Source organism: Ancylomarina longa (assembly GCF_003996985.1).
Lineage (GTDB): Bacteria > Bacteroidota > Bacteroidia > Bacteroidales > Marinifilaceae > Ancylomarina_A > Ancylomarina_A longa.
Window position 1 is genome coordinate 87,618 of the sequence record NZ_RJJX01000005.1, and the last position, 26,418, is coordinate 114,035.

Annotated in this window: 25 protein-coding genes; 1 reads left to right on the top strand and 24 read right to left on the bottom strand. The window is 33.4% G+C overall.

Translation table 11 applies throughout. The annotated features are described in order from the left end of the window. Positions 1–857 precede the first annotated feature (857 nt). From DLK05_RS05580 to DLK05_RS05630, 12 genes are all read right to left on the bottom strand, one after another. Entirely contained in the window at positions 858–1,148 is a 291-nt protein-coding gene (locus DLK05_RS05580) for a helix-turn-helix domain-containing protein (RefSeq protein ID WP_127343025.1), read from the bottom strand. A gap of 117 nt (positions 1,149–1,265) precedes the next feature. Next, positions 1,266–2,435, bottom strand: coding sequence for an RteC domain-containing protein (locus DLK05_RS05585; protein WP_209319732.1), 1,170 nt, complete (start codon positions 2,433–2,435; stop codon positions 1,266–1,268). 301 nt (positions 2,436–2,736) lie between these two features. Next, positions 2,737–2,937: a mechanosensitive ion channel gene (locus tag DLK05_RS18000; RefSeq protein WP_127343026.1), complete on the bottom strand. Its 201-nt coding sequence runs from the start codon at positions 2,935–2,937 to the stop codon at positions 2,737–2,739. 696 nt (positions 2,938–3,633) lie between these two features. Next, positions 3,634–3,825 carry a hypothetical protein gene (locus DLK05_RS05595; RefSeq protein WP_127343027.1) on the bottom strand — a complete coding sequence of 64 codons (192 nt, stop codon included), beginning with the start codon at positions 3,823–3,825 and terminating at the stop codon, positions 3,634–3,636. Then, positions 3,818–4,888, bottom strand: a complete 1,071-nt coding sequence (locus DLK05_RS05600) for an adenylate/guanylate cyclase domain-containing protein (RefSeq protein ID WP_209319733.1) — start codon at positions 4,886–4,888, stop codon at positions 3,818–3,820. Before DLK05_RS05600 ends, DLK05_RS05595 begins: the two co-directional genes overlap by 8 nt. After that, the gene (locus DLK05_RS17470; RefSeq protein ID WP_209319734.1) at positions 4,881–5,075 is read right to left on the bottom strand and encodes a hypothetical protein; all 195 of its coding nucleotides are present in this window, start codon (positions 5,073–5,075) and stop codon (positions 4,881–4,883) included. The genes DLK05_RS05600 and DLK05_RS17470 overlap by 8 nt, the downstream gene beginning before the upstream one ends. Before the next feature lie 93 nt (positions 5,076–5,168). After that, positions 5,169–6,533: a TolC family protein gene (locus DLK05_RS05605; protein WP_127343029.1), complete on the bottom strand. Its 1,365-nt coding sequence runs from the start codon at positions 6,531–6,533 to the stop codon at positions 5,169–5,171. 17 nt (positions 6,534–6,550) lie between these two features. Continuing rightward, complete coding sequence (locus DLK05_RS05610; protein WP_235831957.1) at positions 6,551–9,607, bottom strand: efflux RND transporter permease subunit; 3,057 nt, start codon at positions 9,605–9,607, stop codon at positions 6,551–6,553. Further along, the gene (locus tag DLK05_RS05615; protein WP_209319735.1) at positions 9,604–10,674 is read right to left on the bottom strand and encodes an efflux RND transporter periplasmic adaptor subunit; all 1,071 of its coding nucleotides are present in this window, start codon (positions 10,672–10,674) and stop codon (positions 9,604–9,606) included. The genes DLK05_RS05610 and DLK05_RS05615 overlap by 4 nt, the downstream gene beginning before the upstream one ends. Before the next feature lie 206 nt (positions 10,675–10,880). After that, entirely contained in the window at positions 10,881–11,456 is a 576-nt protein-coding gene (locus DLK05_RS05620) for a TetR/AcrR family transcriptional regulator (protein ID WP_127343031.1), read from the bottom strand. A gap of 280 nt (positions 11,457–11,736) precedes the next feature. Next, positions 11,737–11,985: a type III secretion system chaperone family protein gene (locus DLK05_RS05625; RefSeq protein ID WP_438830176.1), complete on the bottom strand. Its 249-nt coding sequence runs from the start codon at positions 11,983–11,985 to the stop codon at positions 11,737–11,739. A gap of 1,165 nt (positions 11,986–13,150) precedes the next feature. Continuing rightward, positions 13,151–14,002, bottom strand: coding sequence for an SDR family oxidoreductase (locus DLK05_RS05630; RefSeq protein ID WP_127343032.1), 852 nt, complete (start codon positions 14,000–14,002; stop codon positions 13,151–13,153). 123 nt (positions 14,003–14,125) lie between these two features. Here DLK05_RS05630 and DLK05_RS05635 point away from each other — a divergent pair, with 123 nt between their 5' ends. Then, positions 14,126–14,503, top strand: coding sequence for a winged helix-turn-helix transcriptional regulator (locus tag DLK05_RS05635; RefSeq protein WP_317126934.1), 378 nt, complete (start codon positions 14,126–14,128; stop codon positions 14,501–14,503). 198 nt (positions 14,504–14,701) lie between these two features. Here DLK05_RS05635 and DLK05_RS05640 read toward each other — a convergent pair whose 3' ends face one another. From DLK05_RS05640 to DLK05_RS05695, 12 genes are all read right to left on the bottom strand, one after another. Continuing rightward, positions 14,702–14,926 carry a DUF2798 domain-containing protein gene (locus DLK05_RS05640; protein WP_127343033.1) on the bottom strand — a complete coding sequence of 75 codons (225 nt, stop codon included), beginning with the start codon at positions 14,924–14,926 and terminating at the stop codon, positions 14,702–14,704. Next, entirely contained in the window at positions 14,926–15,309 is a 384-nt protein-coding gene (locus tag DLK05_RS05645; RefSeq protein WP_127343034.1) for a hypothetical protein, read from the bottom strand. Before DLK05_RS05645 ends, DLK05_RS05640 begins: the two co-directional genes overlap by 1 nt. 66 nt (positions 15,310–15,375) lie before the next feature. Then, a complete protein-coding gene (locus tag DLK05_RS05650; protein ID WP_127343035.1) occupies positions 15,376–16,227 on the bottom strand; it encodes an NmrA family NAD(P)-binding protein in 852 nt (283 codons plus the stop codon). A gap of 87 nt (positions 16,228–16,314) precedes the next feature. Beyond that, entirely contained in the window at positions 16,315–17,214 is a 900-nt protein-coding gene (locus DLK05_RS05655; RefSeq protein WP_127343036.1) for a helix-turn-helix domain-containing protein, read from the bottom strand. A 233-nt stretch (positions 17,215–17,447) separates the two neighbouring features. Further along, positions 17,448–18,185: a fibrobacter succinogenes major paralogous domain-containing protein gene (locus tag DLK05_RS05660; RefSeq protein WP_127343037.1), complete on the bottom strand. Its 738-nt coding sequence runs from the start codon at positions 18,183–18,185 to the stop codon at positions 17,448–17,450. A gap of 52 nt (positions 18,186–18,237) precedes the next feature. Next, positions 18,238–19,290, bottom strand: a complete 1,053-nt coding sequence (locus DLK05_RS05665; RefSeq protein WP_127343038.1) for an NAD-dependent epimerase/dehydratase family protein — start codon at positions 19,288–19,290, stop codon at positions 18,238–18,240. A gap of 32 nt (positions 19,291–19,322) precedes the next feature. After that, positions 19,323–19,493: a nuclear transport factor 2 family protein gene (locus DLK05_RS05670; protein ID WP_127343039.1), complete on the bottom strand. Its 171-nt coding sequence runs from the start codon at positions 19,491–19,493 to the stop codon at positions 19,323–19,325. A gap of 147 nt (positions 19,494–19,640) precedes the next feature. Next, positions 19,641–20,516 (bottom strand): AraC family transcriptional regulator, encoded by an 876-nt coding sequence (locus tag DLK05_RS05675; protein ID WP_127343040.1) that lies wholly within the window; start codon positions 20,514–20,516, stop codon positions 19,641–19,643. A gap of 130 nt (positions 20,517–20,646) precedes the next feature. Then, on the bottom strand, positions 20,647–21,900 hold the full coding sequence (gene ltrA, locus DLK05_RS05680; protein ID WP_127343041.1) for a group II intron reverse transcriptase/maturase: 1,254 nt from the start codon (positions 21,898–21,900) through the stop codon (positions 20,647–20,649). 921 nt (positions 21,901–22,821) lie between these two features. After that, complete coding sequence (locus DLK05_RS05685; RefSeq protein ID WP_127343042.1) at positions 22,822–23,673, bottom strand: tetratricopeptide repeat protein; 852 nt, start codon at positions 23,671–23,673, stop codon at positions 22,822–22,824. A gap of 316 nt (positions 23,674–23,989) precedes the next feature. Further along, positions 23,990–25,141 (bottom strand): IS91 family transposase, encoded by a 1,152-nt coding sequence (locus tag DLK05_RS05690; RefSeq protein ID WP_209319737.1) that lies wholly within the window; start codon positions 25,139–25,141, stop codon positions 23,990–23,992. After that, complete coding sequence (locus DLK05_RS05695; RefSeq protein WP_127343044.1) at positions 25,122–25,958, bottom strand: tyrosine-type recombinase/integrase; 837 nt, start codon at positions 25,956–25,958, stop codon at positions 25,122–25,124. The genes DLK05_RS05690 and DLK05_RS05695 overlap by 20 nt, the downstream gene beginning before the upstream one ends. Between the last annotated feature and the right edge of the window lie 460 nt (positions 25,959–26,418).

Sequence of the window (26,418 nt, forward strand, 5' to 3'; positions counted from 1 at the left end):
AAAGGGAAATAATCTGTTTAAGATTGTATTGACATCTAGATTCTCTTATATAACCCAAGTTGGGATTCAATCTGATTCTCTTTAAATCAAATTTGTTGTTCATAAACTAAAAGAAGAGAAAAAAGACTCAAAAAAAGAAAAGAAAGTCTTTACAAAGCCAGGAGTAGGATAAAATACAAGGCTACCAGAAACTATGCCTAATAAAGCAACCTCTTATATCTCTAGGGGGTACTTTGTCTTGGCCTTGTATTTTAGTATGCGATAGCACCGCTGTACTCCTGGCTAGATTGGGTTTTCTTTTTGCTTTCTTTGATTGTTTTTGTTTTAAACAAGACATCCTATTTCAAACAATAAAAAAAAATCAAATGTATGCTTGTAACGAAGTGGAAAGCATTCTCTTGATCTCTATGTAAAGAGCCTTTTAGAGTAGAAATGAAAAGTGGGTAAAATTCGCAGGCGAAGCCTTTGTGTATTTTTCACTTGAAATGGAAGCTCTAAATGGGTCTGCACAAAATAGCCAATAAAATGGTTCTTACTTTTTAAACCATTAACCTGAACCAATAAATCAAATAGATAGCAAGTGTATCCCTGAAACAAAGTGGAAGGATACTTTTGCTCCCTATGTAAAAGGTATTTTTTGCTGATAAAAATCGGTGGGATATCTTTATCTGAAAAAGGACGAACAGATAATTAGAAGTGAATTACAGACAAGAAAAAGGCCTTTACATGACATAAAGACCCTTTAAAATTCTTTTGTACCCCAGAATGATTATCAAAAGCTGATAAATGCAAAATTTTCCGTTCTCTTTTAGAAAAGCGATTCCCATTAAGCAGTTTAAATATCCAACCTTATTCATCTAACTCGCACTGGTGAATCGCTTTTGAATGAGGTTCTCATCCAACATCTTTTTGATGTTTTCATAGTCATAGAACATCATGCCGCCTATCTTGGTATAGGGAAGTGTTCCGTTTGATCTCAAGTTCTGAAGGGTACCTGGAGAAATACCCAGTAATTCACGAACTTCATAGGACTTCAACCACTTTTTTGAAGGGTGCCCATAATGTTCTTTAAGTAGTGCCTTTAGCTCCTGGAATAATTCTGTTTTGAATTTCCGTAAATCATCATTCGTCACAATTTCAGTTGGCATATCCGTAAGATTTTAAATGAAACAAATTAAGCTCCAATACAAATTGCAACTTTTCAATCAGAATTATTCACAAGCTATTCCCAACTTGGGAAGGATAAATTCGAAATTATTAATTGTTTATTTCCAAGATTTTTCATCAGACTCTTTCATCTTAGCTAGAAGTGAATCTTTCAAGAGATCAATAAACTTTGTTTGCTCAATTTTCCGGTTTCGAACCTCTGAGAATGTGTGATAGACATCTCCTAATTCAATTGAAAACATGGACTCAAATAATTCAGCAATTGTTTTAATATCGACTCTTCCTTCATTGATTGAATGCGAGCTATGCAAAGCATATATGAGTTCAACGAGTGCCGCCTTACTTTCTGTCCAATTCAACTGCGGAGAATCAAACTTTTCATTTTCAAAATTTAAATTTCCTTCAGAAAAGGATTTTACTATTTTGATTCCTCTTACTATATCTTCTTTTATTTTATCCTTTGATATTTGAGAATTAGCCTTTTCTAACGTTTGAAGTATTTCTCTTAAAAAAATCTCAATCTCCAGTTCTTCTTGATCAAATTTTATTTTCTTACTCAACTTAGATTCATGCATTAACAAATCTTTGAGGCATTCAATTCGAGATTCAAAGAAGAAATTTATAGCTGATGAATAAAGATCTTTTCCTTTATTTTCAAATTTGATTGACAGATCCATGCGCTCATCTTGTAGAAATTTAATTTTCCCAGATATTGAAGAAATCTGGTTAACCCCATCTTTGAGTCTCATCATATCAGGATAGAAATCTTTTAATTCATCTTTCCATGATAGAACACGAGGTTTGGTGCCTATATTTGATTTCTTACATCTTTTTAGGAAGATCCAGATGAATTTCATGGACTTCTGTATGATTTTTTTTTGATACTGAAAATAAGCCAACATTTGTGATAGATCATCAGCATTTGTATGTATACAGGACAATTCGGCATTATTTTGAGAAACCATTATTGCATTCCTATGAGAAGATACAAAATCCGGGTAGGCACCATTTTGTTCATCTAAGATTTCAAATACATGGAGCAACATTTGTAGATAAATCTGTACCTCTTCATCAGATTTAAAACTAATTAGATTCACGCGAACTTCTTTGATAAATTCATAATATAAGTTGCTCAAATACTGTTCAAACACATGGTAACCAGAATGATTATTAAAATAGAGATTATAACCATTCTCTCCTTTATCAAAAGCCACAATTGCATTCGATAATTCAATTTTTAGTTTAAAAAAGCTTTTTTCAATAATCATGTATTAATTCTTTAATTCTTATTAACTCATACAGTTATTACAATTAATGAATCTATTTCTAACCTTGAGAGAATAATTATTAGCATGTCAATTCCTTTTTAGATTATAAACAAGACCGAATGGTAAATATTATATCATTCGGTCTTTACTATAAATTAGTTACACACTTTACTAGATAGTGTCAATTTATTATTAATTTTCTTCCTTGTTATCAGTATTTTATTTCACCAATCGTTTTTAAATATTTTGATTCATTTATTTCAAAATTCACTTCAGCATCAATATAATCGGCATAAGATTTTTACCATTGCAATTGTGCATTTAAAACATCGCCTACTTTACATGGGTTCATATAAGAAGTAACAATTCCAGCCATAAAATTAGCAATTACAGAACTCCCTCCAATTGTAATTAAAGCAGCTAAAAAAGTAGCAACCCCTTTAAATGCTAAAGATTCATAGCCAGGCATTAATGGAATAATCATAATAAGTAAAAATGCCAAAAGAATAAAATTAATTATTTTAGCAGTTGTTTTTGCCCAAAGGGGGTTAAACGCAGAAATTTTCAGAGTTCCGTTTTCAATTTCTCTCGCTAATGTCTTTATTAGTTTAAACAGGTAGCGAAATATGATAACAATAATAAGTATGCTAAATAAATTTGGTAAATAATCAATCAGGCTAAAAAAACTTCTTTAAGAGGAATGAGAATAAAATCAAGCAATTTGTTTACTATTACTTTGGTGTCAGGAAATAAATTTTAAATTAATAATAGAGAAAAATTAGCACTAAAAAGTATAGTTATAATTCGGATGGTTTTAATCACCAAAATCATGATGACCTTTTGTTTAGACAAACCAATAAATTCAAAAGATTGAATTTTAAATAAGTTTGATTTTAAGCTCTGAACTTTCTTTTTCAAGTAAGATGTCCCTTTGTTGATTAACCATATTTCTACTATAACTAATAGGAAAATAATTAAACTTATAATAAGCATTATTACGATTTAGAAATATAATTTTGTGAATTTGTTTTTAATTTCGGATAACTCCATTGTCTCATTGATATCCTAAAATTTTAAAGCCACATGCAATTCCCATTACAATATTATGAAAATCATTAGCTCGCACTCTTACTTTATCTTTCACTATACAAAGTCGTTTTATGCCTCCAATAACATGTTCATTTCGTAACTATTCAGTTTACAATAGTGCTACCGTTTCACAAAGCTTATACCAAGGGTTTATTCCTTGTTTTAAAGCCATGTCAATGCATGATCTAAGGGTGGCATTTTCTTCTTCAAATTCCTTAAGGAGATCGCCAGCCTCTTTTTGAGCTTTGAATGTTTTAACCAAACTTATAGCTAAAGCTTCCATATCAGCATCTTCATTCATTAAAGGTATAAATCTCAATAGGAATTTCCTTTCCTTTTAGCACAACCTGTTTCAAATGCTTGAACTGTTTCATATGACCATTATAACCTTTAAGTTCTGTGAGTAAATCAAGAGATATTAATAATCTTGAATCATAAGTATTACAGAGGCCTTGTATTCGAGCAGCAGTATTAATTGCATCGCCATGATAAGCAATTTCTGATTTTAATTCACCTATTTCGGCAACCATAACCTTGCCCGAGTGAACACCTGCTTTAAAAATAGGTAGCATACCATATTCAGAATAATAATAGGCTTTCTTTCGCTCCAATGTCTCTGTAAAATCGATAAACAGTTGAACACATCGCTTCTCTACTAAGCCATCCTTCATCTTCCAAGTTAGAACAACCTCATCACCAATATACTGATAAATTTGAGCCTGGTTCTTTTTAACTGAGTACGTCAAATCTTTAAAACAATCCTGAATCAATCTACTGTATTTAAAATGGCCCAATTTCTCAGCATAATAAGTTGATGATTTCAAATCCATAAACATAAAGATCCGTTCCTCTTCTTTTGGCTTGTAATAACGACCCAACAAAAATTTTATGAGCACTCCCTTGCCGAATTTACGATCGATATCATGGAATATTTCAATCAATGCTCCAACAATAAAGAAATAGGCCAGGATCGCATAAAACAATTGAGAATTATATAGATCCAGTAACTGAGAAAAGGTTTCCGGAAATCCTTCCATAGAAAAAACATCTCCCATGTGATACATACTATATATTAAAAGATATGCACTTGAAATATTTACAAATATGGAAAGTAAAACTGTAAGCAGATAGTTATACAAAAAACGCCTAAAGTATCGTGCAATTCTAAATATACTACCCCAAATTACACCTGCAATCATACCTGACCAAAGTGTATTTTTCAGATTCTGCATTTTAGTAATGGAAAGTGTACTTGTTTCATCGACCTGAAAAACGGTCAAAAAAAAGAATGCAACGATCCATATTAGTACAATCGTAATAAAATAAGTACTAACAAAACTAATGCTGATTTTTAAATTATTCATTATCATTAATATATTCCACCAATTCCTCGACCTCCTTAGAAGAATTGATAACAAAATCTTCATTAACTTTTAAATGAAAAAGATGCTTGATAATTATATTTATATTCTCTTTTGAATGAGTTCTCAGTTTAGACAAAGCTATTTGATACAAGCCCTCACGTTTTTTTGAACTTTTAATTAAATTCATAATATCATAATAAAACGCGACCGAATCATTAATTGAATCACCACAACCAATTAAATCATCCTACAAGGTTGATTCGGCCACGTTCTTTTTAATTTATTTTTCTAATTCACCTATCGATTTCAAGAATCGAATTTCACTTAGCTTATAATTGATCTTTGAATCGATTAGCTCACTATGTGCTTTCTGCCAAAATGCTTGTGCATCGAGTAATTCTCTAGTATTTGCAAGGCCTTCATAAAAACTATTCTTTGTCAACTCAACATTCTCTTTTGCTTGATCCATTGAGATTTTTGCTAACTCAATTTGCTGAAAAGCTTCTTGACGATTAAAATATGACTGCTGAACTTCCAGACTTATTAAATCCTGAGTTCTGTCCATCTCCAATTCAATCTGTTTACTTTTAAATCGCACCGCAGCAAGTTTATGTTTCCGCTCTTGCCAATGGAAAATTGGAACTGAAACATTAGCTTGTACAGCCAACATTTTAGTTGAACCAATCATACTATTTATTTTGCTGGTGTAAGAATAAGAAGCCCCTACTCCCATTTGAGGCAGGTAATCTGCACGTGCATATTTCACTTGTTCCCTCGACAATTCAACCTGCTTCGCTTGCATCAGCAATTCTGGTCGATTTTGCATAGCTCTTAGTAAATAATCAGTTTGAATTTGATTCTTACCAATATTAATGCTGGTATCAGTTGCAACAACTTCACTTCTCAAATCTTTACCAATAACCTGACACAAGGCCATCTGAGATAAAACATAGCCATTTTCGGTTCTAAACAAGTCTAATCGAGCTTGATTTAACTGCACCTGAGCTTTTAAGAGTTCATTTTTAGTTGTGATCTCCAGATCATAAGCATTCTTCAAGTCCTGAACCAAAGTAGAAAGCATCTCAACGTACTTATTTGCCAAAGACACTTTTTCTTTAAGTGAAACCAGATTCCAGTATGCCTGATCGGTTTCCAATAAAACATCGGACGACTGCAACTTTCTATTGTAAGTTGAAATTTCAAAACCAAGTTTACTCATTTGATAAGCACTTCTGATTTTACCCCCCATATAAATAGGCTGAGCCAACTGGACATTAGCCGAATAATAATCGATATTTCCCATCTTCAGGTTTAGGCCTGGAAAATAAACATCGCTATCTCCAGTGAAATTGCCTATATCTGCCTCAGCTAAACTACTAGCTGTCTTCAAAAAACCTCCATTCAGATTAATATCATTAATATCGTGGAAATAATTGTACGAACCACCTGCCGAAAGATTAGGTAGAAAATGAGTAAATGCAAACTTTACATTTGACTGATTTTCAGCGATCATATAGTCTGCGATCTTTATTTTCTGGTTGTACTCCAATGCCAGTTTTCTACTCTCTTTTAGCGAGAGTTTTTCTTGTCCCAAAACTTGTAATACGATCAAGCTAAGGAGTATTAAAGTAGATATCTTTTTCATCGATTTCTTAAAATCATTTATAAGTTCATAACACTTTTAGTTGAAACCTTGTAAAACAATGCATAAAGTACTGGCACAACAATTAATGTAATAACCGAACCAATTAATAAACCAAACATGATGGCAACAGCCATTCCTCCAAACAGTTCGTCTGAAATAAGTGGAATCATTCCTAAGATTGTTGTGAAAGAAGCCATAATAACCGGTCGCATCCTTGAAACTGCTGAATCAATAATGGCATGTAGTATATCCTTACCAGCTGCTATTTCCAGATTGATTTGATCTAAGAGGACTACAGCGTTCTTAATCATCATTCCCATAAGCCCAAGCGTACCAAGAATAGCCATAAAACCAAACGCCTTACCTGTTAATAATAAGCCATAACTCACTCCAATAAAGGCAAGTGGCAAAATAGAAAGAATAATGATGGGTTGTCTGAAATTGTTGAACAACAACAGAATGATAAAGATCATAAAGAAGAAAGCAAGCGGTAAAAACTTGTTCATATTATCCAGCGCATCTTTACTCTCCTTATGCTCTCCTAACCATTCAAAATCATATCCTTCTGGTAATGAAATTGCTTCAATATCACGATGCAGTTTGGCAAAAATACCCGGAGCATTGTAACCCGGAGCCGGGTCACATTGTGCCTTAATAGCTCTTCGTCTGTCATACCTGTTGATAATTGGGTTTTCAAACTCAATATCAATATCAGAAACTACTTGACGTAATGGAATACTATTGGGATTATTACCCCAAATTGGTGTATTCTCCAAAGCTTCAACATATTTATTTTTGTCAGCCTTGGTTTTTAAAAGAATTGGCAGCATATCATCACCCTGATGAAAAAGACCAATAGGCAAGCCTGTTGTGGCACATGCCAAGGCATTAGAGACATCAGATCGTGTAATATTAGCAGAACGAGCCTTGGCCTGAGAAAATTTCGGATTCCAAACTTTCACCTTATTTTTCCAATTGTTCGTTACCATTACAGCTAAAGGTTCAGCTTCCATAATCTTTTGAGCCTGATCAGCCAAATCTCTTAAAACTTCAGGGTCAGGGCCAGAAAATTTAGCCTCAATCATGTACTCCGAAGAAATAGGAGAATAATATCTAACACGACATCTAGCCCTAGCATAATTTTCATTCACATAAGCTTGCAACTCTTTCCCAAATCGTTTGGTTCCTTCATAATCCTTAGTGTCCACAATCAATTCACCATAATTGGAATAATTATTCGTTATAGGACGAACAAGGGTATATCTTGCAGGAGTACTACCTAAACTTGTGGTTACATTAACAACATCCTCTTGCTTCAGCAAATAAGCTTCCAGTTCCTTAAGTTCTTTTTCAACACTCGTAATATCACTACCGTCAGGTAAGAAGTATTCCACAATGAATTGGTTATAAGCCAAGTTTGGCATAAACAGTTGTTTCACACTGGAAAAAGCGAAAATTGATGATATAAATAAGGCAATTGTTATTAAAATGAGAGCTATTTTGTGCCTTAATGCATACTTAACGAATGATCGGAAAACCTGATAAAATTTACCTGCGTAAAGATCCGTATCATCCTCGTTTTTCTTTGAATACTTGTCGCCTTTCAAGAACAAATCACAGAAGTAAGGTGTTTGAGTTAATGCAAGCAACCAACTTAAAAACAAAGAAATAGCAATAACAATAAACAAACTGGAACAAAACTCTCCTGTACTGTCTGGTGATAAATAAATAGGTAAGAATGCTAAAATTGCAACCAAAGTAGCACCCAATAATGGCATTGCAGTTTGCTTAGATGTTTTCGTTATTGCCTCTTTTCTCCGAACTCCTTTTTTCAAATCAATCAGAATTCCATCAGCAATTACGATAGCATTATCAACCAACATCCCCATTGCAATAATAATAGCACCTAAACTGACACGTTGTAAAGCAATATCGAAGGTTAACATCATAATGAATGTTGCCAAAATGGTAAAAATCAAACCACTACCAATCAACAATCCTGTTCTAAAACCCATTGCAAATAAAAGAACGATAACAACGATTAAAACAGATTCTATCAGATTGACCATAAAGACGTCAATTGCCGAACTAACACGTTCCGGCTGATAAAATACCTTATTTAAGTTGATACCTACAGGCAAGTTTGATGTGATCTCATCTATCCTTTTTTGAATACGCTCTCCCAATTCGATCACATTCCCACCTTTTTCCATAGCAACCGCTACGCCAATGGCAGGCATTTGATTATATTTCAATTTATTGGAATAAGGAGTAATCAAACCTTTCTTTATATGAGCAATATCCTTTAAGTAAACAGAATTTGATCCACTACCTGAAACCAATAGGTTTTTCAAGTCTTCCAACTGGTGAAAACTCCCATCAGATGCGATACGCACACGGTCTGTCCCTACTTTTAAACTACCTGGATCAATCACCTTATTCTGATTGTTGAGTAACTCAACAACCTTGTAAGGATGAACACCCAAAAATGCCATCTTCTCTTGAGAAAGTTCAATATTAACACAGGTTTGTTCCTCTCCATATAAATTGATACGCTTAACACCATCAACCAAAAGAACCTCTCTCTTAACATAACGCGCATAATCTTGTAATTCTTCACCTGAAAAACCATCACCGCTTAAGGCCAAAAATATACCATACACATCACCATAATCATCGAATACCATGGATCTAGAAGCTCCTTGAGGAAGATAAACCTGAGTATCGTTTACCTTTCGTCTTAAAAGATCCCAAACCTGTGGTAATTCATCTGTTACCAAAGCTGGGGATAAATTCACACTTATTTCAGAGTATCCAGCCATAGAACGAGATTCGATGAAATCAATATTGTCCATTGACTGAATGGCTGTTTCGAGTACATCAGTAACTCTCAACTCTACTTCATGTTGAGATGCCCCAGGGTATTGTGTAATAACTAATGCTGACTTCACCGTAATCTCCGCATCCTCAAGCTTTCCCATCTTTAAAAAGGAGAATACGCCTCCTATTGCAATGGCTATCAATGCAACCAACAGCACTTTACGCTGTTTCAAAACAGCCTCTGTAATATTCATAGTTGACCTCCTATATTCGAATTAGTTTTCTTACTTAGCATTTTCACCTTCTGGCCTTCTCTCAGGGTATGAACACCAGCAGAAACAATTATGTCCCCATTTGAAACACCTCTTTCAATAGAAACCATACCTTCAGAATCGAAACCATTCAACTTCACCTCTTTAAGCTCAACACAACTCTTTGTTCGATTAAATTTCCACACATATGATTTTCCCTTTTTACTAAAAACTGATTCTGATGGAACCTTTTGTATTCCATTTTCTTCTGTTTTTAGATAAGTACTAACACTAGCCACCATACCTGGAACGATATGAACATTTTTAGTATCAATAGCTAATCTCATTTTATAGAAATTATCTCCATTGGGTTTTTTCTCAATATCGATTAGATCTAAATCAAATATTTTATTTGGAAAATGTTCAAAATTACACTGAAGTTTTGTGAACAACTTATATTGTAAAAAACCATTCTCACTAAGAGCTACTACCAATTCCAAATGATTTAAATCAAGTAACGATATGATTGGTTGACCTGCACCAACCTTTTCAAAGTTCTCTACAAACATAGATTGCACGTAACCTGAAAAAGGAGCATAAATTCTTGTGTCTCTTAATGCATTTTCAGCAGCTTCCTTTTGAGCTTTAGCCAATTTATAAGCAGCTTGCATCTGATCATGAACACTTTTCGAAGTACTTCGTTTCTCATATAAAGCTCCATACCTTTCAGCTTGCAATTTTGCATTCTCATAATTTGCATTTGCCGATTCAAATTGAACTTGGTAATCACGCTCATCTAAAACAGCCACAACATCACCCTCTTTAACAAACTGCCCCTCATCTACATTTAGATTTACCAGAGGCCCTGGAATCTGAAAAGCCAACTTGACCTCTCTAGATTCTTTTACCAATCCCGTAAATACCTTTTTTGAAAAACTAGACGACTTAGCATCCACCTTAAACACCTTAACAGGCTGAACGATTTCACGTTTAACAGCACTCTCTTCTTTGCAAGCAAGCATGCCTACCGAAAGCAACAGCGCAAACATTATCATTCTTGAAATTTTCATTTGTCTCATTTTAACAATCGTTCTGAACTGTAACTGTCTGTTTAGTTCATTTGTTTATAAAAAATAATAGAGCAATAATTACCCTATTGTATCTAACACTATCAATAATCCCCTCATTAAACCCACGTGGTATTAAGAGTTCATTTTGTAATGCAAAAAAAGATGAAGCACGACTGCCTCAACTTTAATATCATAAGAAAATCGCCTTAAAGTGGAATCCCCATCCCAATAAAAGTACAGCGAAAAGCAGACTGCAATCTCTTAATTATCTCTTCATCAGAATAATCACTAATTATATAATGGTCATTCAAGACATGAAGCACCTCTATGCAATATTCAACATTTACATCCTCACGAACCAGCTTACGTTCTTGCCAAATTTTATAGCATGAGATCACTTTTTGCATTTCTACATCAAAATATTCGTTAACAGATTTCTCTATCAAAGGATATTCTTTAAATATTTGTAGCAAAAGGATCTTTTGCCCCTGAATTGCATAGTTAAAATAGTTATTCAAAAACTCTCGACTTGCCTCAATAGGATCATTTTCAGGTTTAAACGGATACAAAGTCTTAATAATATTGACATTAAAAATCTCAATAGAAATTTCCCTGACCAAATCCTCCTTAGTTCCAATTATCTTATACAATGTTGCCTTTGCCAAACCACAACCATCAGCTAACTCAACCATGTTCAAACCTCTTAGACCAAACTTAAGGATCATATCCATCGCCACCTGATTCACTCTCTCTTTAATCTCAACCTTGTCTATTTTTGCCACAATTGAACTCAATTAGTTTTTCGAGTACAAATGTAGTTAAAACTATACATTAATTACATTGATTAATAAATTTTAACAAATAAATATTCAGGCTCTAAGTGCGACAACTAAACAAAATATCTAATTGATTATAGCTATATTCCTAAACCACACATACTTACCAAAAAGTAAAAGCTGCAACCTTTCGACCACAGCTTATCCTACATTATCTCTTTCAAAGTCAAACAGAAGTCAGCAATACTTCTACCCGCCTATTCAAGACTCTATTTTTTGTTTTAAATTACATTTTAAAAAACTTAATAATCTTGTTGGTATATTCGCTCAATAATAGGGTGAGTGCATTTAAAGAGTCTTCGAGTTCGTTAAGATCCAAATTTTCAATTTGCAACGTATCTCTGAAAATAACCTTAGATCCATTTTCATCAAGCACAAGGGCTCCATGTACAATATCTCTGTTCTTAATCAGTAAACTCTTAAAAACATCCATATTATCATTTTTCAATTCGAACAGAAACAGGGATAAGCGCAATGAGGAATACAGACATGACTTGGCTCATCGAAAATATTTAAGTCGCCTCACTAGTAAGGCTAAGCGACAAAGGTTTATTACTAGTGTAAAGGAACGGGTAGAGTTTATGCTAAGAGAAGATTTTAGACCTGAACAAATTGTAGGTCGTTTAAAAGCAAAGGGAAAACCAACTGTTTCTCATGAACGTATATATCAGCATATTTGGTCAGACTTAAAGACAGGTGGTAGCCTCTACACGCATCTTAGAAGAAATAAGAAGCGATACCGGAAACGGGGTGGATCGTCGAGTAGGCAAAGGGAGTCTCACCCTAAGCCTCTCACAGAACCGTACGTGATAGTCTCCCATCATACGGCTCCTCTAATTTTATCTACAAGTAAATGCTCATCCTCTTTCAAGTTGGCAAATTGTAGAATAAATTAGCTGACCCCTTTGCTCCATTCCCATTACAGGAACTTCATCACTACTACGGATCAGTCCGCCCCTACACAACACTTCGATATTCTGCCTCTAGGTTGATCCTATTGTGCATTTCTCTTTACATTGTTATGCAGATTCCCGAGTTCCGTATTTGAGCCTAAATAAAGGTCATGCCACCTGAATGACGCCTGCCGCATAGCCAATAAACAGGTTACCGCTATACCTATCACTGTATTCATACCTCTACAGCTTTTGACAGAAGGTTGCACTTTCTCGACACCTCTTCAGTGGTTCACTTTCGTTCATCTCCTTTATTCATACCTGACTAATTCTTGACTAGCCGTTTCCTAAACGCTCAGCACCATGACTCTTTACCACAGCACCTTTAGGTGGTTTGCAAGCCTCGCCTGTACAACGCTTGCGGTGGCTCATCCGACTAAGACGGATTCCACCATCTCAATTACAGCATGCAGTGAACATAAAATTGCCGTTCACTGCTTCTCGGCACACATATAAGTAGTGGCGATTAAAGAGCAATGATTTTCTGTCGAAAACAAATTTACAAAAAAAAAGTACATACTTTGGGCTTTGTACTTTCTTAGCCATTACTCACACACGGCGTTATTGCTTATTATTCAATTCATTATGACTAACCTATTGAATGAATTTATTATTATTTATACTAGTCTACTTTAAGATAAAGTCATTCCATTTTATGATAGATTTGCTAACATTTTGATTTAATTTTTATGCCCAAATAGATTTGTTTTCATTTACAAACTGCATAAATTTTATAGCCTTTTTCCCTGTTACTTGTTCTACTGTGTTAGTAGTTTCCACAGCGTGACCTTGTTTTATACTTTCGTTTAGACTTATCATTAAATCAATAATAAAAGGAGGAAAGTTGATATCCTTCATTGCTTCAATAGCCGCTTCATTAGGTACTGCAACATATTTTGAATCTTTACCAAGAATTCGATTCATTTGATTAACCGCCTCTTCATAGTTAAAACTTTCTGAACCAGTAATGGTTAGTGTTTGATTTAAATACTTTTCAGGACTTAATAATGCTTCCACATTTACTGCTGCAATATCTCTTATATCTGTCCATCCAATTTTCTCATCTCCTGCAGGTTGGTAAATAGTTCCGTTTTTATAATCCTCTCCAAAAAAATTGATGAAATTTTGCATAAAGAAATTTGGTGCCGTAATGGTGTAGTTAATACCACTTTCTTTTAAAAATTTGTCAGTGGTTCCCAAGAGTTTTTCAATTAATAAATCTGAATTTATATCTGCTAAAGAACCACTTGAACGAACAATATGTTTTACTTGTGCTTTCTTTGCGGAATAAATTATATTCTCGCCCCATTTTACCATATCAGGATGATTCGGTAAGACCATAAACACGGTTGAAACTCCCTGCATTGCTTTTTCTAAACTCTCGGCATCAGCAAAATTTGCATTTACAGTTTCAACTCCATCAATTGATTCTCCATTTGTAGTACCTGCAATAAAATTTGCATTTTTTTGTTTTAATAATTCGATAATATTTTTTCCAATATTACCAGTTGCTCCTGTTACTAAAATTTTATTATTCATTTTTTCCCTTTTTTAAATTAATACTTTGCAAAGATAAAAGCGAAGTGCTATATTTGCAAGTAGTTACATAAATGTTGTATAGTTACATATTTACACCTATTGTAGATAATCAAACACTTATAAATGAAAAAAGTTAAAGAAAAAACTGATCGATATGAATTAATGAGTGCTCGCTATGAAAAATATGGCATATGTCCAGTTAATGCGACACTTAATTTAATAGGCGGTAAATGGAAAACTCGAATTTTGTATCTTATAAGTTCAGACGTAAATAGATTTGGTCAAATCCTTAAATTAAACCCAGAATGCAGCAAAAGAATATTAACTGTTAATTTGAGAGAATTAGAAGCAGATGGGGTTATAAATAGAAAAGTTTATCCTGTCGTTCCTCCAAAAGTTATTTATAGTCTTACTGAACTTGGAGAAACACTTCATCCATTATTTAACTCAATGAGTGAGTGGGGAATGAAACATATTTTAGAACCTCAGTTTGAAAAATAATAAAAGTTTTGATTTTTTGGTTCAATTTTAATAAACCATAACGCTCAACATAAGAACAGAAGCCGGCTGCGAGCTTCATTCCTGTCAAGTTGCACGAAAATTGAAGCGGGCTACAACCCTTGATTTTACGAACGAACCAGCTATTATTTTTATACTTTGTTGACGTGTCGTTTTTCTATTCCAAATTATTTTGATATATCAATTTCCTACTATCTTATCTGTTAGTTTTTTTGCTATTGATACCAAGACAAGAGAAGTTGGAAATGCAATTGAAAAAGCCATTCCAAATGATTTAGCCCAACGTAATAAAAATTCATTTTCCACACCCGTTAGTATCGTAACGACTATTAAAGATATAAATAGTCCTAAGCTTAATGACATTATTAATGTAAATATGATTGTCTCGTATTTTTTTAGTTTCATTATACCTTCAATTTTTTTTTACCGTTTTCAAAGAATTTAAAGGTAGTTCGCCATACTAATGTAGAAGTGTCAAAAAATTTAATCTCGCCATCTACATCATAGGCTCTACCTGTCCAGTTATCCCAGCCACTGTCCCATTGAGTTGTCAAAGTATCATTGTCCATATCAATAATATTTTTACCAAAATGATGTGAACCAAGGTCGTTTACACCTTCCATATTACCTTTATTATCAATATAAGTAACAAATATTCGTCCTATGAAATATTCACCTCTAACGGTTTTATTAAAAATCCTTTCTTTTAATTCATTTGCTGATAACTGACTGTATCCCTGCTCTTTTATCATTGGCTCTATCAAACCAAAATCTATCATTTTTTTCATTCTTGATTTTTACAATTTAAATTGTGAATTAATTAATCCACAATCTAAATTATTCTTTATTTTCGATTACAACCAAACGTTTTTATTGTATTCAACAAATTGATTAAATGTGATGGCTTTTCTACCTAAAACATCCTCAACAATATTTGTAGTTTCTACAAGATGACCTTCTTTAATGCTATTATTCAAACTTATCAATAAATCAATAACAAACTGAGGAAAATGCATGTCTGCCATTGCTTTCGCAGCAGCTTCGTTAGGAATTGCAACATATTGTGTTTCTTTTCCAAGAATACTGTTCATTTTATTTATTGCATCTGCATAATTAAAACTTTCATTGCCAGTTATTTTAAGTGTTTGGTTTAAGTATTTATCAGGGTTTAGTAATGCTTCAATATTAACAGCTGCTATATCTCTAGTATCTACCCAATTAATTTTTGCATCATCTGCCGCTTGATAAATTACTCCAGCTTTGTAATCGTTTACCATTTGAGTGCTAAAGTTTTGCATAAATGATGATGGAGCCGTGATAGTGTAGTTAATACCACTTTCTTTTAGGAATTCATCTGTTGAACCAAGTAGTTTTTCAATCAACAAATCGGAATTTGCATTTGCAAACATTCCACTCGAACGAACAATATGGTTAATGCCACTTTCCTTTGCCAACTTGATAACATTTTCACCCCAATTAGCTGCTTCCGGATGACTTGGCAATAACAAGAAAAGTGTTGTTATACCTTGAAATGCATTTTTAAGACTTTCGTTATCTGCAAAATTAAACTTTACAGTTTCAATTCCATTTATAGCCTTTCCGTTTGATGTGCCAGCAACAAAATTAGCATTTTTAGCTTTTAATTGTTTTACAATTTCCGAACCAATATTACCTGTTGCCCCTGTTATTAATATTTTATTTTCCATTTTACTAAGTTTTTAATTGTTTGTTAAAATCGACAATACAAAAGTAAAACTCAGTTATGGTTCAGAACGGAAACAAATCAAGGGAACTTAGATACTTTTTACTGATTTTCGGAAATCGGATGGAGAAAGATTAGTTTTCTTTTTAAAAAGACGAGAAAAATAATTTGGATATTCAAAGCCAAGAATATAAGAAATTTCAGATACTGTTTGGCTTGATGTTATAAGTAGAATCTTTGCTTCTTCAATTATATAATCGTGAATAATATTTAATGCTGATTTACCCGAATGATGCCTAATAGTATCGCTTAAATAGTTAGGTGTAATATTTAATTTATCGGCAAAATATATTACGGATGGCTGCTCATTATTTGAAAAATTGCTTGTGTTTTTATAATAGGATTTTAATAGTTTAAAAAAATCGCTTGCAAGTTGATTGCACATTGTTTTACGTGTAGAAAACTGGCGTGCATAAAACCTTCCGGTTGTAACTAATAATGTGTTAATATATGACAATACAATTGGAATCGAAAAATCGTCTTCCATATTATTCATTTCGTTACAGGCTTGCTCCATTAACAAACTTACCATGTTTTGTTCATCTTCTGTAAGCAATAATGATTCGTTTACATCATAAGAGAAAAAAGAAAAAGTATTGATATTCTTTTCTGATGCATATTTTTTATAAACATCAGGGTGAATTAATATCTGATAGCCTTCCCAAGGTTTGGTAGAAGTGCAAGAGTATTTTTGTTCAGGCTCTACAAAATACAAAACCCCATTTTTGTCATTAAATTTTGTATTACCATATTCTAAATAACCATTAAAATTCTTCACAAATGAAATTTTATAGAAATCAAATACAGTAGGTTCAATTTTATTAGGATTTGTTTTAATTATATCCGAATACCTTCGAATATCAACTAATGAATGCTTTGATTCAATATGATAATATTCGTTTACATCTTTTATGTTTTCAAAATATTTCATTGTCAATATTTTTTTTCGCTATCGTTTTTTCTAATGCACGCCAAAGTTTGGTATATGAAAAGTAAGCGATTTCGAAGCACAAATCTTTCAATTTGCAAGAAAGGTGAAACGGGCTATAAATCTTGATTTTACTACTATTCGCTTATTTTTTATATACATTGTTATGTGCTGACATTAATTACTATTGTAGTTTCGCTTCTAATACTTCTATAAAATATAAAAGAAATATTGTATCAGTCTTTTACACACCTAATTGAAAATCCAAACTCTTTATTAAGAGAACCTCTGAACACTTTGCTAGAGCCTAAGTGCAATGGAAGCCAAACAAGACTTCTATTCCATGCTTCTGACGAACGGTTTTCAGTTGCAGTCCAGTAGTCAGCATATCTGCCACCGCCCCAAAAAGGTAAGATTAAATCACGCCTTGTTCTTGCACCACTTGGCACGGCAGAGAAGCCTGAAATATTTATTTCTTTTCTTTTCTTATTATTCCAGAAATAAGCCCTTTCGAATTTCTTTAAATTTGTGCTTTCGTTAACAGTTTTGCGCCAGCCTGTGCTATTAGCTTCAGTATTGCTCATTCCTAATGCTTTTTCAAGCGTTTTCCATTCTTCATCAGTTGCAATATGCCAGCCTTCTGGGCATAATCCTGAGGGATTAACTATTGCTTCCCATTGATATAATCTACCGTATTTTTCGATATTTTTTTCGTCATTATCATAAATTGAAACACCTTTAATAGTTGTGCCATCAATATAGTGAGTTGACCTTAGGTTTTCAGTCATCCAGACTTGATTACCAATTTTGACAGTATGGTATTTATTACCATCATAGTCTTTGACAATCTCGTTTTGAGTATTATTAATATTCAATCTATTATTTGTTTTATCATAGCCAAAATCACTAAAAAAAGTAACATATACAAATAATATTAAAGTTATTGCCATTATTATGAATAAGACCATTTTCATACTTTTATTTATTAAAATTAGATGCACTAGATAGACTTTACTATTTTACAAACTACTTAATCAAACCAGTTTTAATAAGTTGTTCGGCATGCTCAATTATTGTTTCTTTAATTGGTCTGTATTTAATACCTAAATCTTTTTTACTATATGAATTATCCAACTGTGGTCTGATTCCTAAATTGTTTTTTAGAAAACTCCATTTTATTTTAAGAAAAGGAGCTGCCATATATAAAAGAAATCTTGGAACATTTTTACTTGGAAATGGATATTTAGCCCCATATTCAGTTTTTAATATTTTAGCTATTTCCAAGAAAAAAGGCAGCTCTCCTGAAAATAAAATATGCCTACCTTTTGAGTTAGTATTAAATGCACCAAGTATTTGTGCATTGGCAACATCCCTGACATCAACTACTGGAAATGATAACTCAGGAACTCCTGATTTGTTTTTGCCATTTAGCATAGATAGCATGAAATTTATACTAAAAGAATCGATACGATTTGAGAGTGATGGTCCGAGAATAAAGCCAGGATTCATAGTAATTAAATCCCAACGATTTTGAGCTTTTGATATTTCCCATGCTGTTTTTTCTGCAATCTTTTTAGAAAACATGTAAGGATTGTCTTTTAAACTGCTTTTTGTATTCCACGATTTTTCATCAAGTTTTTTGTCTTTTGCTTCTTTAGCGTCCTGATAAATACTCGCACAACTAGAAGTTAATACTACCCGTTTTAATGTCCTTGTTTTATTAACTGAATCAAGCACATTTTTTGTACCTTTTAGTGCAGGGTCAACTAATTCTTTTTGAGCGTCTTTTATGTTTTCCATTTGGAATGGAGATGCCGTATGAAAAACGAGTTCGCAACCATTCATTGCAGTATCAAAAGAACCATTTACTAATAAATCTGCTTCAAACAATTCTAAAGCCCCCTTACTATCTTCTCCTAATCTTGATAGATATTTATTTTTTTCTTTATTTGATTTATTTCTTACAGTTGCTCTTACACTTAAACCTTCATCGAGTAATTGTTTAATTATCCATAAAGCTAAGTAACCTGTTCCACCTGTTACTAAAATTGGTGCCGTTTTATTAATTTCTTTATTCATAATTATATACGTTTTACTAAATCAAACATTCACTAATTATCGGTTATCAATTTTCTGCTTTTGAATTTCCAACCATCTGCTGTTTTAACAAATTCGTCTTCATAAATTCCTTGAAATATTGATTTTGATTTGTTGAAAAATCCTTTTCGCCACTTCTTCTCAAACAGATAAGTTCCTAAAAGCATGGTTCTTGTTTTAATCATTCCGCTTTTATACTCTAAAATAATTGTGTTATTCTCTTTAAAGTTGTCATATTTTAATCGTTTTAAATTAATAAATTATTTACGATGTAAAATTATAACTTCAAACATTATTATCTTTTATACAAAACAAGGAGTGTTTTGCACTTTTTAAGAATTACGGAATTGTATTGGTGTTAAATTTGTTTTTTTCTTAAATAGTCTTGAAAAATAATGAGGATTATCATAACCAAATTTTATTGCAATTTCTGATGCAGTAAGTTTTGTTTGTTTCAACAATATTTTTGCTTCACTAATTATTTTTGTGTGAATATGTTCAATTGCTGTTTTCCCTGTATTGATTTTAAGAATATCACTTAAGTATGCTGGAGTAATATTTAATTGCTCTGAAAAAGTTTGAACATTTGGTACAATTCTTTCATTTTCTTGGATGTAATAATTGTTTAAAAGACCTTTGAATGTTTCAACGTAGTTATTGCTCTGTTCTACTGTAACAAATTGCCTTTTATAAAACCTATTCGAATATTCTAAAATTAAACCCAATATAGATATTACAATTTGTTGTGAATATTCTTCATGGTGAATTTCGGAATGTAAATTTTCTAATAAGGAGATTATTCTTTCTTCTTCTTTTTCGGTTAATATTAGAGCTTCATTAGTATCGTATGAAAAAAAATTAAAGCTATTGATTTCTTTACTTAATTCGTGTCCATTCAGTAAGTCCGGATGAAAAAAAAGTACATATCCTTCATCCATCTTTTTATCTTTCCAAGATAATGTTTGCCCTGGCTCAGTAAACATCAAAGTACCTTTATCCAAATTATATTTCGAAAAACCATAATTCAAATTACAAGTAAATTTTTTTTGAATGCCAATTTGATATAAATCTAATATAAAAGGTGGGACTGTTTTAGGAAAATCAAATGAAATATTACCAGTGTCCTGAATATCAACTAGTCTATCTTCTGAATATTCATCATCTCCTAAAAAATTGTGTAATTCTTTTATTGTTGTAATTCGTCTCATTTTGCTGTTGTTTGCACATAACGGTCTTGCGTCGAGTAGGCAAAGGGAGTCTCACCCTAAGCCTCTCACAGAACCGTACTTGATAGTCTCCCATCATACGGCTCTTGTCGTATATAAATCGGATTACAAGTTAAATAGAAAAGTCCAATTTCCAATGATAAAACAAATATGGAAACTGCTTTCTTATTCGTTTAAGCCATGCATATGCGCGGCAAATACTATTCTTATAACGTTTGTACTTTCGTCGTGTCCATCGAACCAATCGACTGTGTAGTAAGCGGAAAACATGATGCATTTCCCACATGCGGAATTTACCGTAATAATTAAGCCAGCCTCTTATCTGAGGATTGAGCCGTTGTGCTATTCCCACAATGCTTCTACACGTTTTACTTTCTGCTAGCAAAATGGCTACTTTTTCAGCTATCTTCTTACGTGAAGAAATGCTGATTGCGCAACCGTAACCCTGAAAAAGATTACCTGTTTTCTGTGATTTACTACTGCGTGGCTGAAAACTATAACCTAAAAAATCGAACTTGACATTCTTATGCTTTTCTTGCCTGCGGTAATCTCTACAATAAACCAGTTTGGTCTTTTGGGGATGCAATTCGAGATGACATTCTGCCATTCTTTCGTGCAATTTGTTCAGCAGCCAATCTGCTTGTCTTTTGGTTTTACAGTGAATTATGGCATCATCAGCATAACGCTCAAATTTCACATTGAAATTTAGATTCTCTATCCATTTATCGAAAGCATAATGTAGAAACAGATTCGCTAACAAAGGACTGATAACTCCACCTTGCGGTGTGCCTTTTCCTTGTTTTTGTATCAATTCTCCATTTCTTCTTTGAACTGGCATCTGCAACCATCTTTCGATATACACACACGCCCAATTCTCGGGTATGTGCTTTCGTACCGCTAGCATCAGTTTTGCATGATCAATATTATCGAAAAACCCTTTGATGTCTAAATCAATTACCCAGTCGTTTTTCCAACAATTACGCTGAACCTCCTCTAATGCTTGATGCGCATTCCGACCAGGCCGATAGCCATAACTAGTGTTGCTGAAAATTGATTCAAATCTTGGTTCTAGATAATTCTTAACCACTTGTTGACCGATGCGATCGGCAATAGTAGGAATCCCTAGCCTACGCATTTGTCCATCCTTTTTCGGAATTTCAACTTCTTTTACTGGCGGTGGGAAATAACTCCCCGATGCCATGCGATTCCATAGTTTGTAGAGTTGTTGCGATCGGTCGGATTCAAATTCATCCCAACCCATATCATCAACTCCAGCACTTCCTTTATTGGATTTCACTTGCTTGTAAGCATTCCATATCATGGTACGACTTATAGGTACCGATTTTGTTTCATTCCATAGATTCATCCTCTTATCGAGTTGATTTCTGTTCTAAAACCATACGACTCTATCCCTTTGCTCCACTTCCATTACAGAAACATCATCACTACTATGGATAGATCCGTCCCTGTTGTTGTACATTGCTATTCGGCCTCTAAGTTGTTCTTATTGCGCCTTTCACTTTACATTACAGCACAGGTTCCCAAGTTCCTTATCTGAGCCTAAATAGAAGTCATGCCACCTGAACACCGCCTGCCGTACAACCAATAAACAGGTTTCCGTTGCACTTATCATCGCATAACTTACTTTACGACTTTTGACAGAATTTACCCACTCTCGACACCTCATCAGTGGTTCACTTTCGTTCATCTCTTCTATTAATACCTGACTAATTCTTGACTAGCCGTTTCCTAAACGCTCAATACCATGGCTCTTTACCACAGCACCTTTAGGTGGTTTGATGCCCTTTCCTGTAAAACGATATCGGTGGGTCTAGCTTACAACTGCTATCCACCATCTCAAATAAAGCATGCTGCACGGTTTTATGCCGATGTGCAGCTTCTTGGCACACTAAGTTTCGTGGGCGATTAAAAGAGTAATCTTATCAATGCGCCAAGTAAGCAAGCCGAGTGAAATTGTTTATATTTTGAGCAAACCAATTTTAATTGGCTTGCTGGTGTTTCTTAATTGCACTAAACTTTCAAACTGCTCATCAGCGCCCATGAAATTTAGCTTTTGTTGGCATTTCGTTATTTTATCTAACATCTAGCTTCCCAAATTCAAATGGACAATTTTTGCTTCCATTTGCTAGCAGATCTATAAGTTCGTCAAAACTATTATTTCATTTCATACTTTGAATTTCTGGATTTTCTTATAAGCAACCAAAGCAATTGGTATAAAACCTTAATTTTACTTATATCTCATTATCAATTTAGTATAATATCTTCCTTAATAAATCCTTCCTTTCTTCTGTAATTTTTCATAATCTTCTTGCAGATAAGGATGTAAATCTATTGCTTTTTGAAAGCATTCTTCTGCTTCATGTTTTCTCTCTTTTTCTTTTTCTTGAATTTCTTTTTCCTTCTCTTCCTGACTTCTTGTATCGAACATGTAACTCGTTTTATCGTATCTCCAAAAATCTAAGATTGCCAATCCTTTATTAAACCACGCAAAGGCATTTTTAGGATTTATTTTTATAATCTTGGAATAGCTTTCCATTGCATCGTAACTACCATGCTCAGTTCCTAAATCATCAGTAGCTTGATTTGCTTCTCTACTTAATTCACGTTCTTTTGTAGATTTTGAGCCAAATTCTTTATCGTAAAAATCTTTTGGCTTCAAACCACTTAATCCCATTTTTTTCTGACTTAATCTTCTAAATTCATCAAAGCTTCCTTTTACAATTTTGTTGTTTTTTAATCCGATTGTGTCAGCAAGCATACTTATGTGAAATTGTTCATAGTTAGAAGAGAAGTACTGTAATATCTCTATGAATTCTTTGACAGGAATATGGATTTTTTGACTTTCATTATATGGTCCAAATCCTTCAAATTCGAAATATTTTTTTTTCTTAAATATGTGTTTTTTTTCAATCTCTTTTTCTAATAGCCACATTTCATCACTATTATGGGTGAGTTGAAGCATAAGTTTTCCAGAATTTGGAGGATATCTTTTGTTACCCAACTGTTTCAAAAAAGGGTCTAATCTAAATTCGCAGTTTTCGATGAAAGTTTTCAATTCCTGTCCTTTTATGATTCTCATTTTAGTTTTTATATTATCACCATTTATAATGAATGCCAACGTAAAAGTGTTTTATCCTTTAGTTTGTCGAAGTTAACAAAAAAAGCTATTTATGGCTTATTACTATTCTGTTTCCTGATAAGGATTCTGACAAATGAAGGATAAAACATAGTTGGACAATGCCGTTGAGTCTATGGGTATTCTATGGGTTTTTGTTTCCAATTGGAGGAAACAAACTCGCAAGCATTGCTATGTTTGTCAAATTTTGAGCTGTTTGGTTTAATATTGGATCAGGTTTAGACATAATTCTCCCTTTATAGTCTTTAACTATTAATTTTGTAATCTGTTTTCCAAAGAACTTTACCTTCAGTTTTTCTTAAGTTTCAGGGCCTGGTAAGGCTCTGCATAATATTCTCCCTTTTCTGCATTTAGGACACCTGCTTACATCTTTGCCTGTTATTAAGCTGTAAACTTCAACGCCAGAGAGCCCTTCATATTTAGGTATGGCTATGTAAGTCTCCATAAGTGCGCTAACCTGTTGTCTTTTTGTTTGAGAATTGGTCGATGCTAAAATGCCGTAATATCTGATTTTATAGAAATTATGGGGCAGTATGTGTAGCATAAACCGACGAATAAACTCCAACGTATCAAGTTGTATGATTTTTGAAACAAGCCTCTTTCTGTCTTTATATCTAAACGATACCTTCCCATTTTTCGTGTCTGTAATTCGAGCATTGTCTATAGCAACTCTATTGGTGTATCTACCTAGATATTTCACAACTGCATTAACCCCCGATATTGGCTTTTGAATATTGACATTCCATTTTGCTTTATAGAGAGTATTTTTAACGCAGGTCCATTTAAATTTATCGGGCACAACAAACTCATTATTCTTTATGGCCTTATTTATATTATGACAGAATATACCCCGAAACAAAGAGCTGATGATTCTCTTAGGTGCTAGAAAATTATTTCTGCAAGGAACCCATTCCATTTGATCATCAGATAAACCTCCTGATGGAATGATCATATGAATATGTGGGTGCTGATTAAGTGTTTGTGTCCAGGTATGCAGAACAGCAACAGCACCAGTTTGTGCACCTAAGAATTTAGGATTATTGGTCGCCTTACTCACAGCCTCCCAAGCCGAACTAAACAAAGCATTGTAAAGTTTTTTCTGGTTCAGATATACCAATTCGTTCAATTGGTGTGGTATCGTAAAAACCAAATGAAAATGCTTACAGTCTAAAAGACTAGATTGAAGTTTATCTACCCACTTGGCCTGCTTGATAAACTGACATTTGGGACAATGCTTATTCCGACAAGAGTTGTAAGCTTGCCTTTTATAATTGCAGCAGTTGCAATAAGCTAGGTGTCCTTTCAGTTGAGCTGTTCTGCAAGCACAAATATCTTGGTATGCTTTTTTCTGTTGTTGAAATAAATTGTATTTCTCTGAAAAAGACACCTTATTATCTCTTAGAATATCTGCCAAATCGAATTGTGCACGTTTATTTTGGTTCTGTCTCATCACAGCTTTCATTTGGTTGAAGTAAATCGGGCATTTTGATAGAACTCATGTCGGCTACATGGAGATAAATAGAGGTTGTTTTCATGGCATTATGCCCCAATATAAGCTGCAGCTGCTTTAAATTTAAGCCTCGCTCTAACATATGAGTCGCAAAGCTATGCCGAAGTGTATGAGGCGTAACCCTTTTGTTAATTTTTGCTTTTTTACAAGCTCTTTGAAGAATTCGACAAAAAGAAGTCGCAGAATAACTGAGTCCAACACGATAGCCTTCAAACAAAAACTTCAAAGGTCGATACTGCTTATAATATTCCCGAAGAGTTTTAATTAAGCTGTTATTTATGGGGATTTGTCTTTGTTTGTTGCCCTTCCCTCGATTTACGATAATCATATTTCGGGCAGAATCAATATCCTTAATACAAAGTTGCAACACTTCATTTCTTCGCATACCTGTAGCATAAGCCAGTGATACTAAAGCGTAGTGCTTAACATTCGAGATCGATGACAATAAGGATAAAACTTGTTGGGGAGAAAGAACTTGTGGAATCTTTTTTTCTCGTCTAGGACGTTTGACTTTAAAATCCTCCCATTGGCGCCTGAGAATATCACATTGTAGAATTCGCCATGCACCTATGGCTTGGTTTATTGTAGCATTCGAAATTTTATCTACCTGTACTCTTTCTGATAGGTAATCTTTAAACTGGTTTAAGCTTAGTAAATCTGGGGAGAGATTGTAAAAAAGGGACAGACTTCTCAGGCTTGAAACATAGCTGCTGATTGTACGTGGACTGTAATTGCGAATTTGCATTTCCGCAATCATCCGTTCTCTAAGGCTTTTTTTTCATAACTAACTATTTATAAATTAAACGTTACTTAAGTTACGAACTTAGAAAAGAACTACCGCCTTAGGCGGTTTTTGTTCAACTTGTTTGAAACAACCATATGGTTGTTATTTCTTATATATCTTTTGAAAAGGTGTTGTTATCCCACCATATTGGAGGGATAACAGCACCTAATTATGATTCATTTTAAATATTATGCATTAAACGACACTTAAATTCTTACTAAAGTATTAATTCTAAACTAAGATTCATACTGTCTAAGTCTACCAAGATTCTTATACAGATAAATTCCACTTTAATGAAGTTGTTATCTCAGTAACTGGATAAGCTGAATATTGAGCCAAGAAACTATGTATTCCTATTCGGGAATAAAAAAACCAGAACAGTAGATTAATAGATCCATACAGAAAATAAAACCTAATAATAGAGTTATTATAA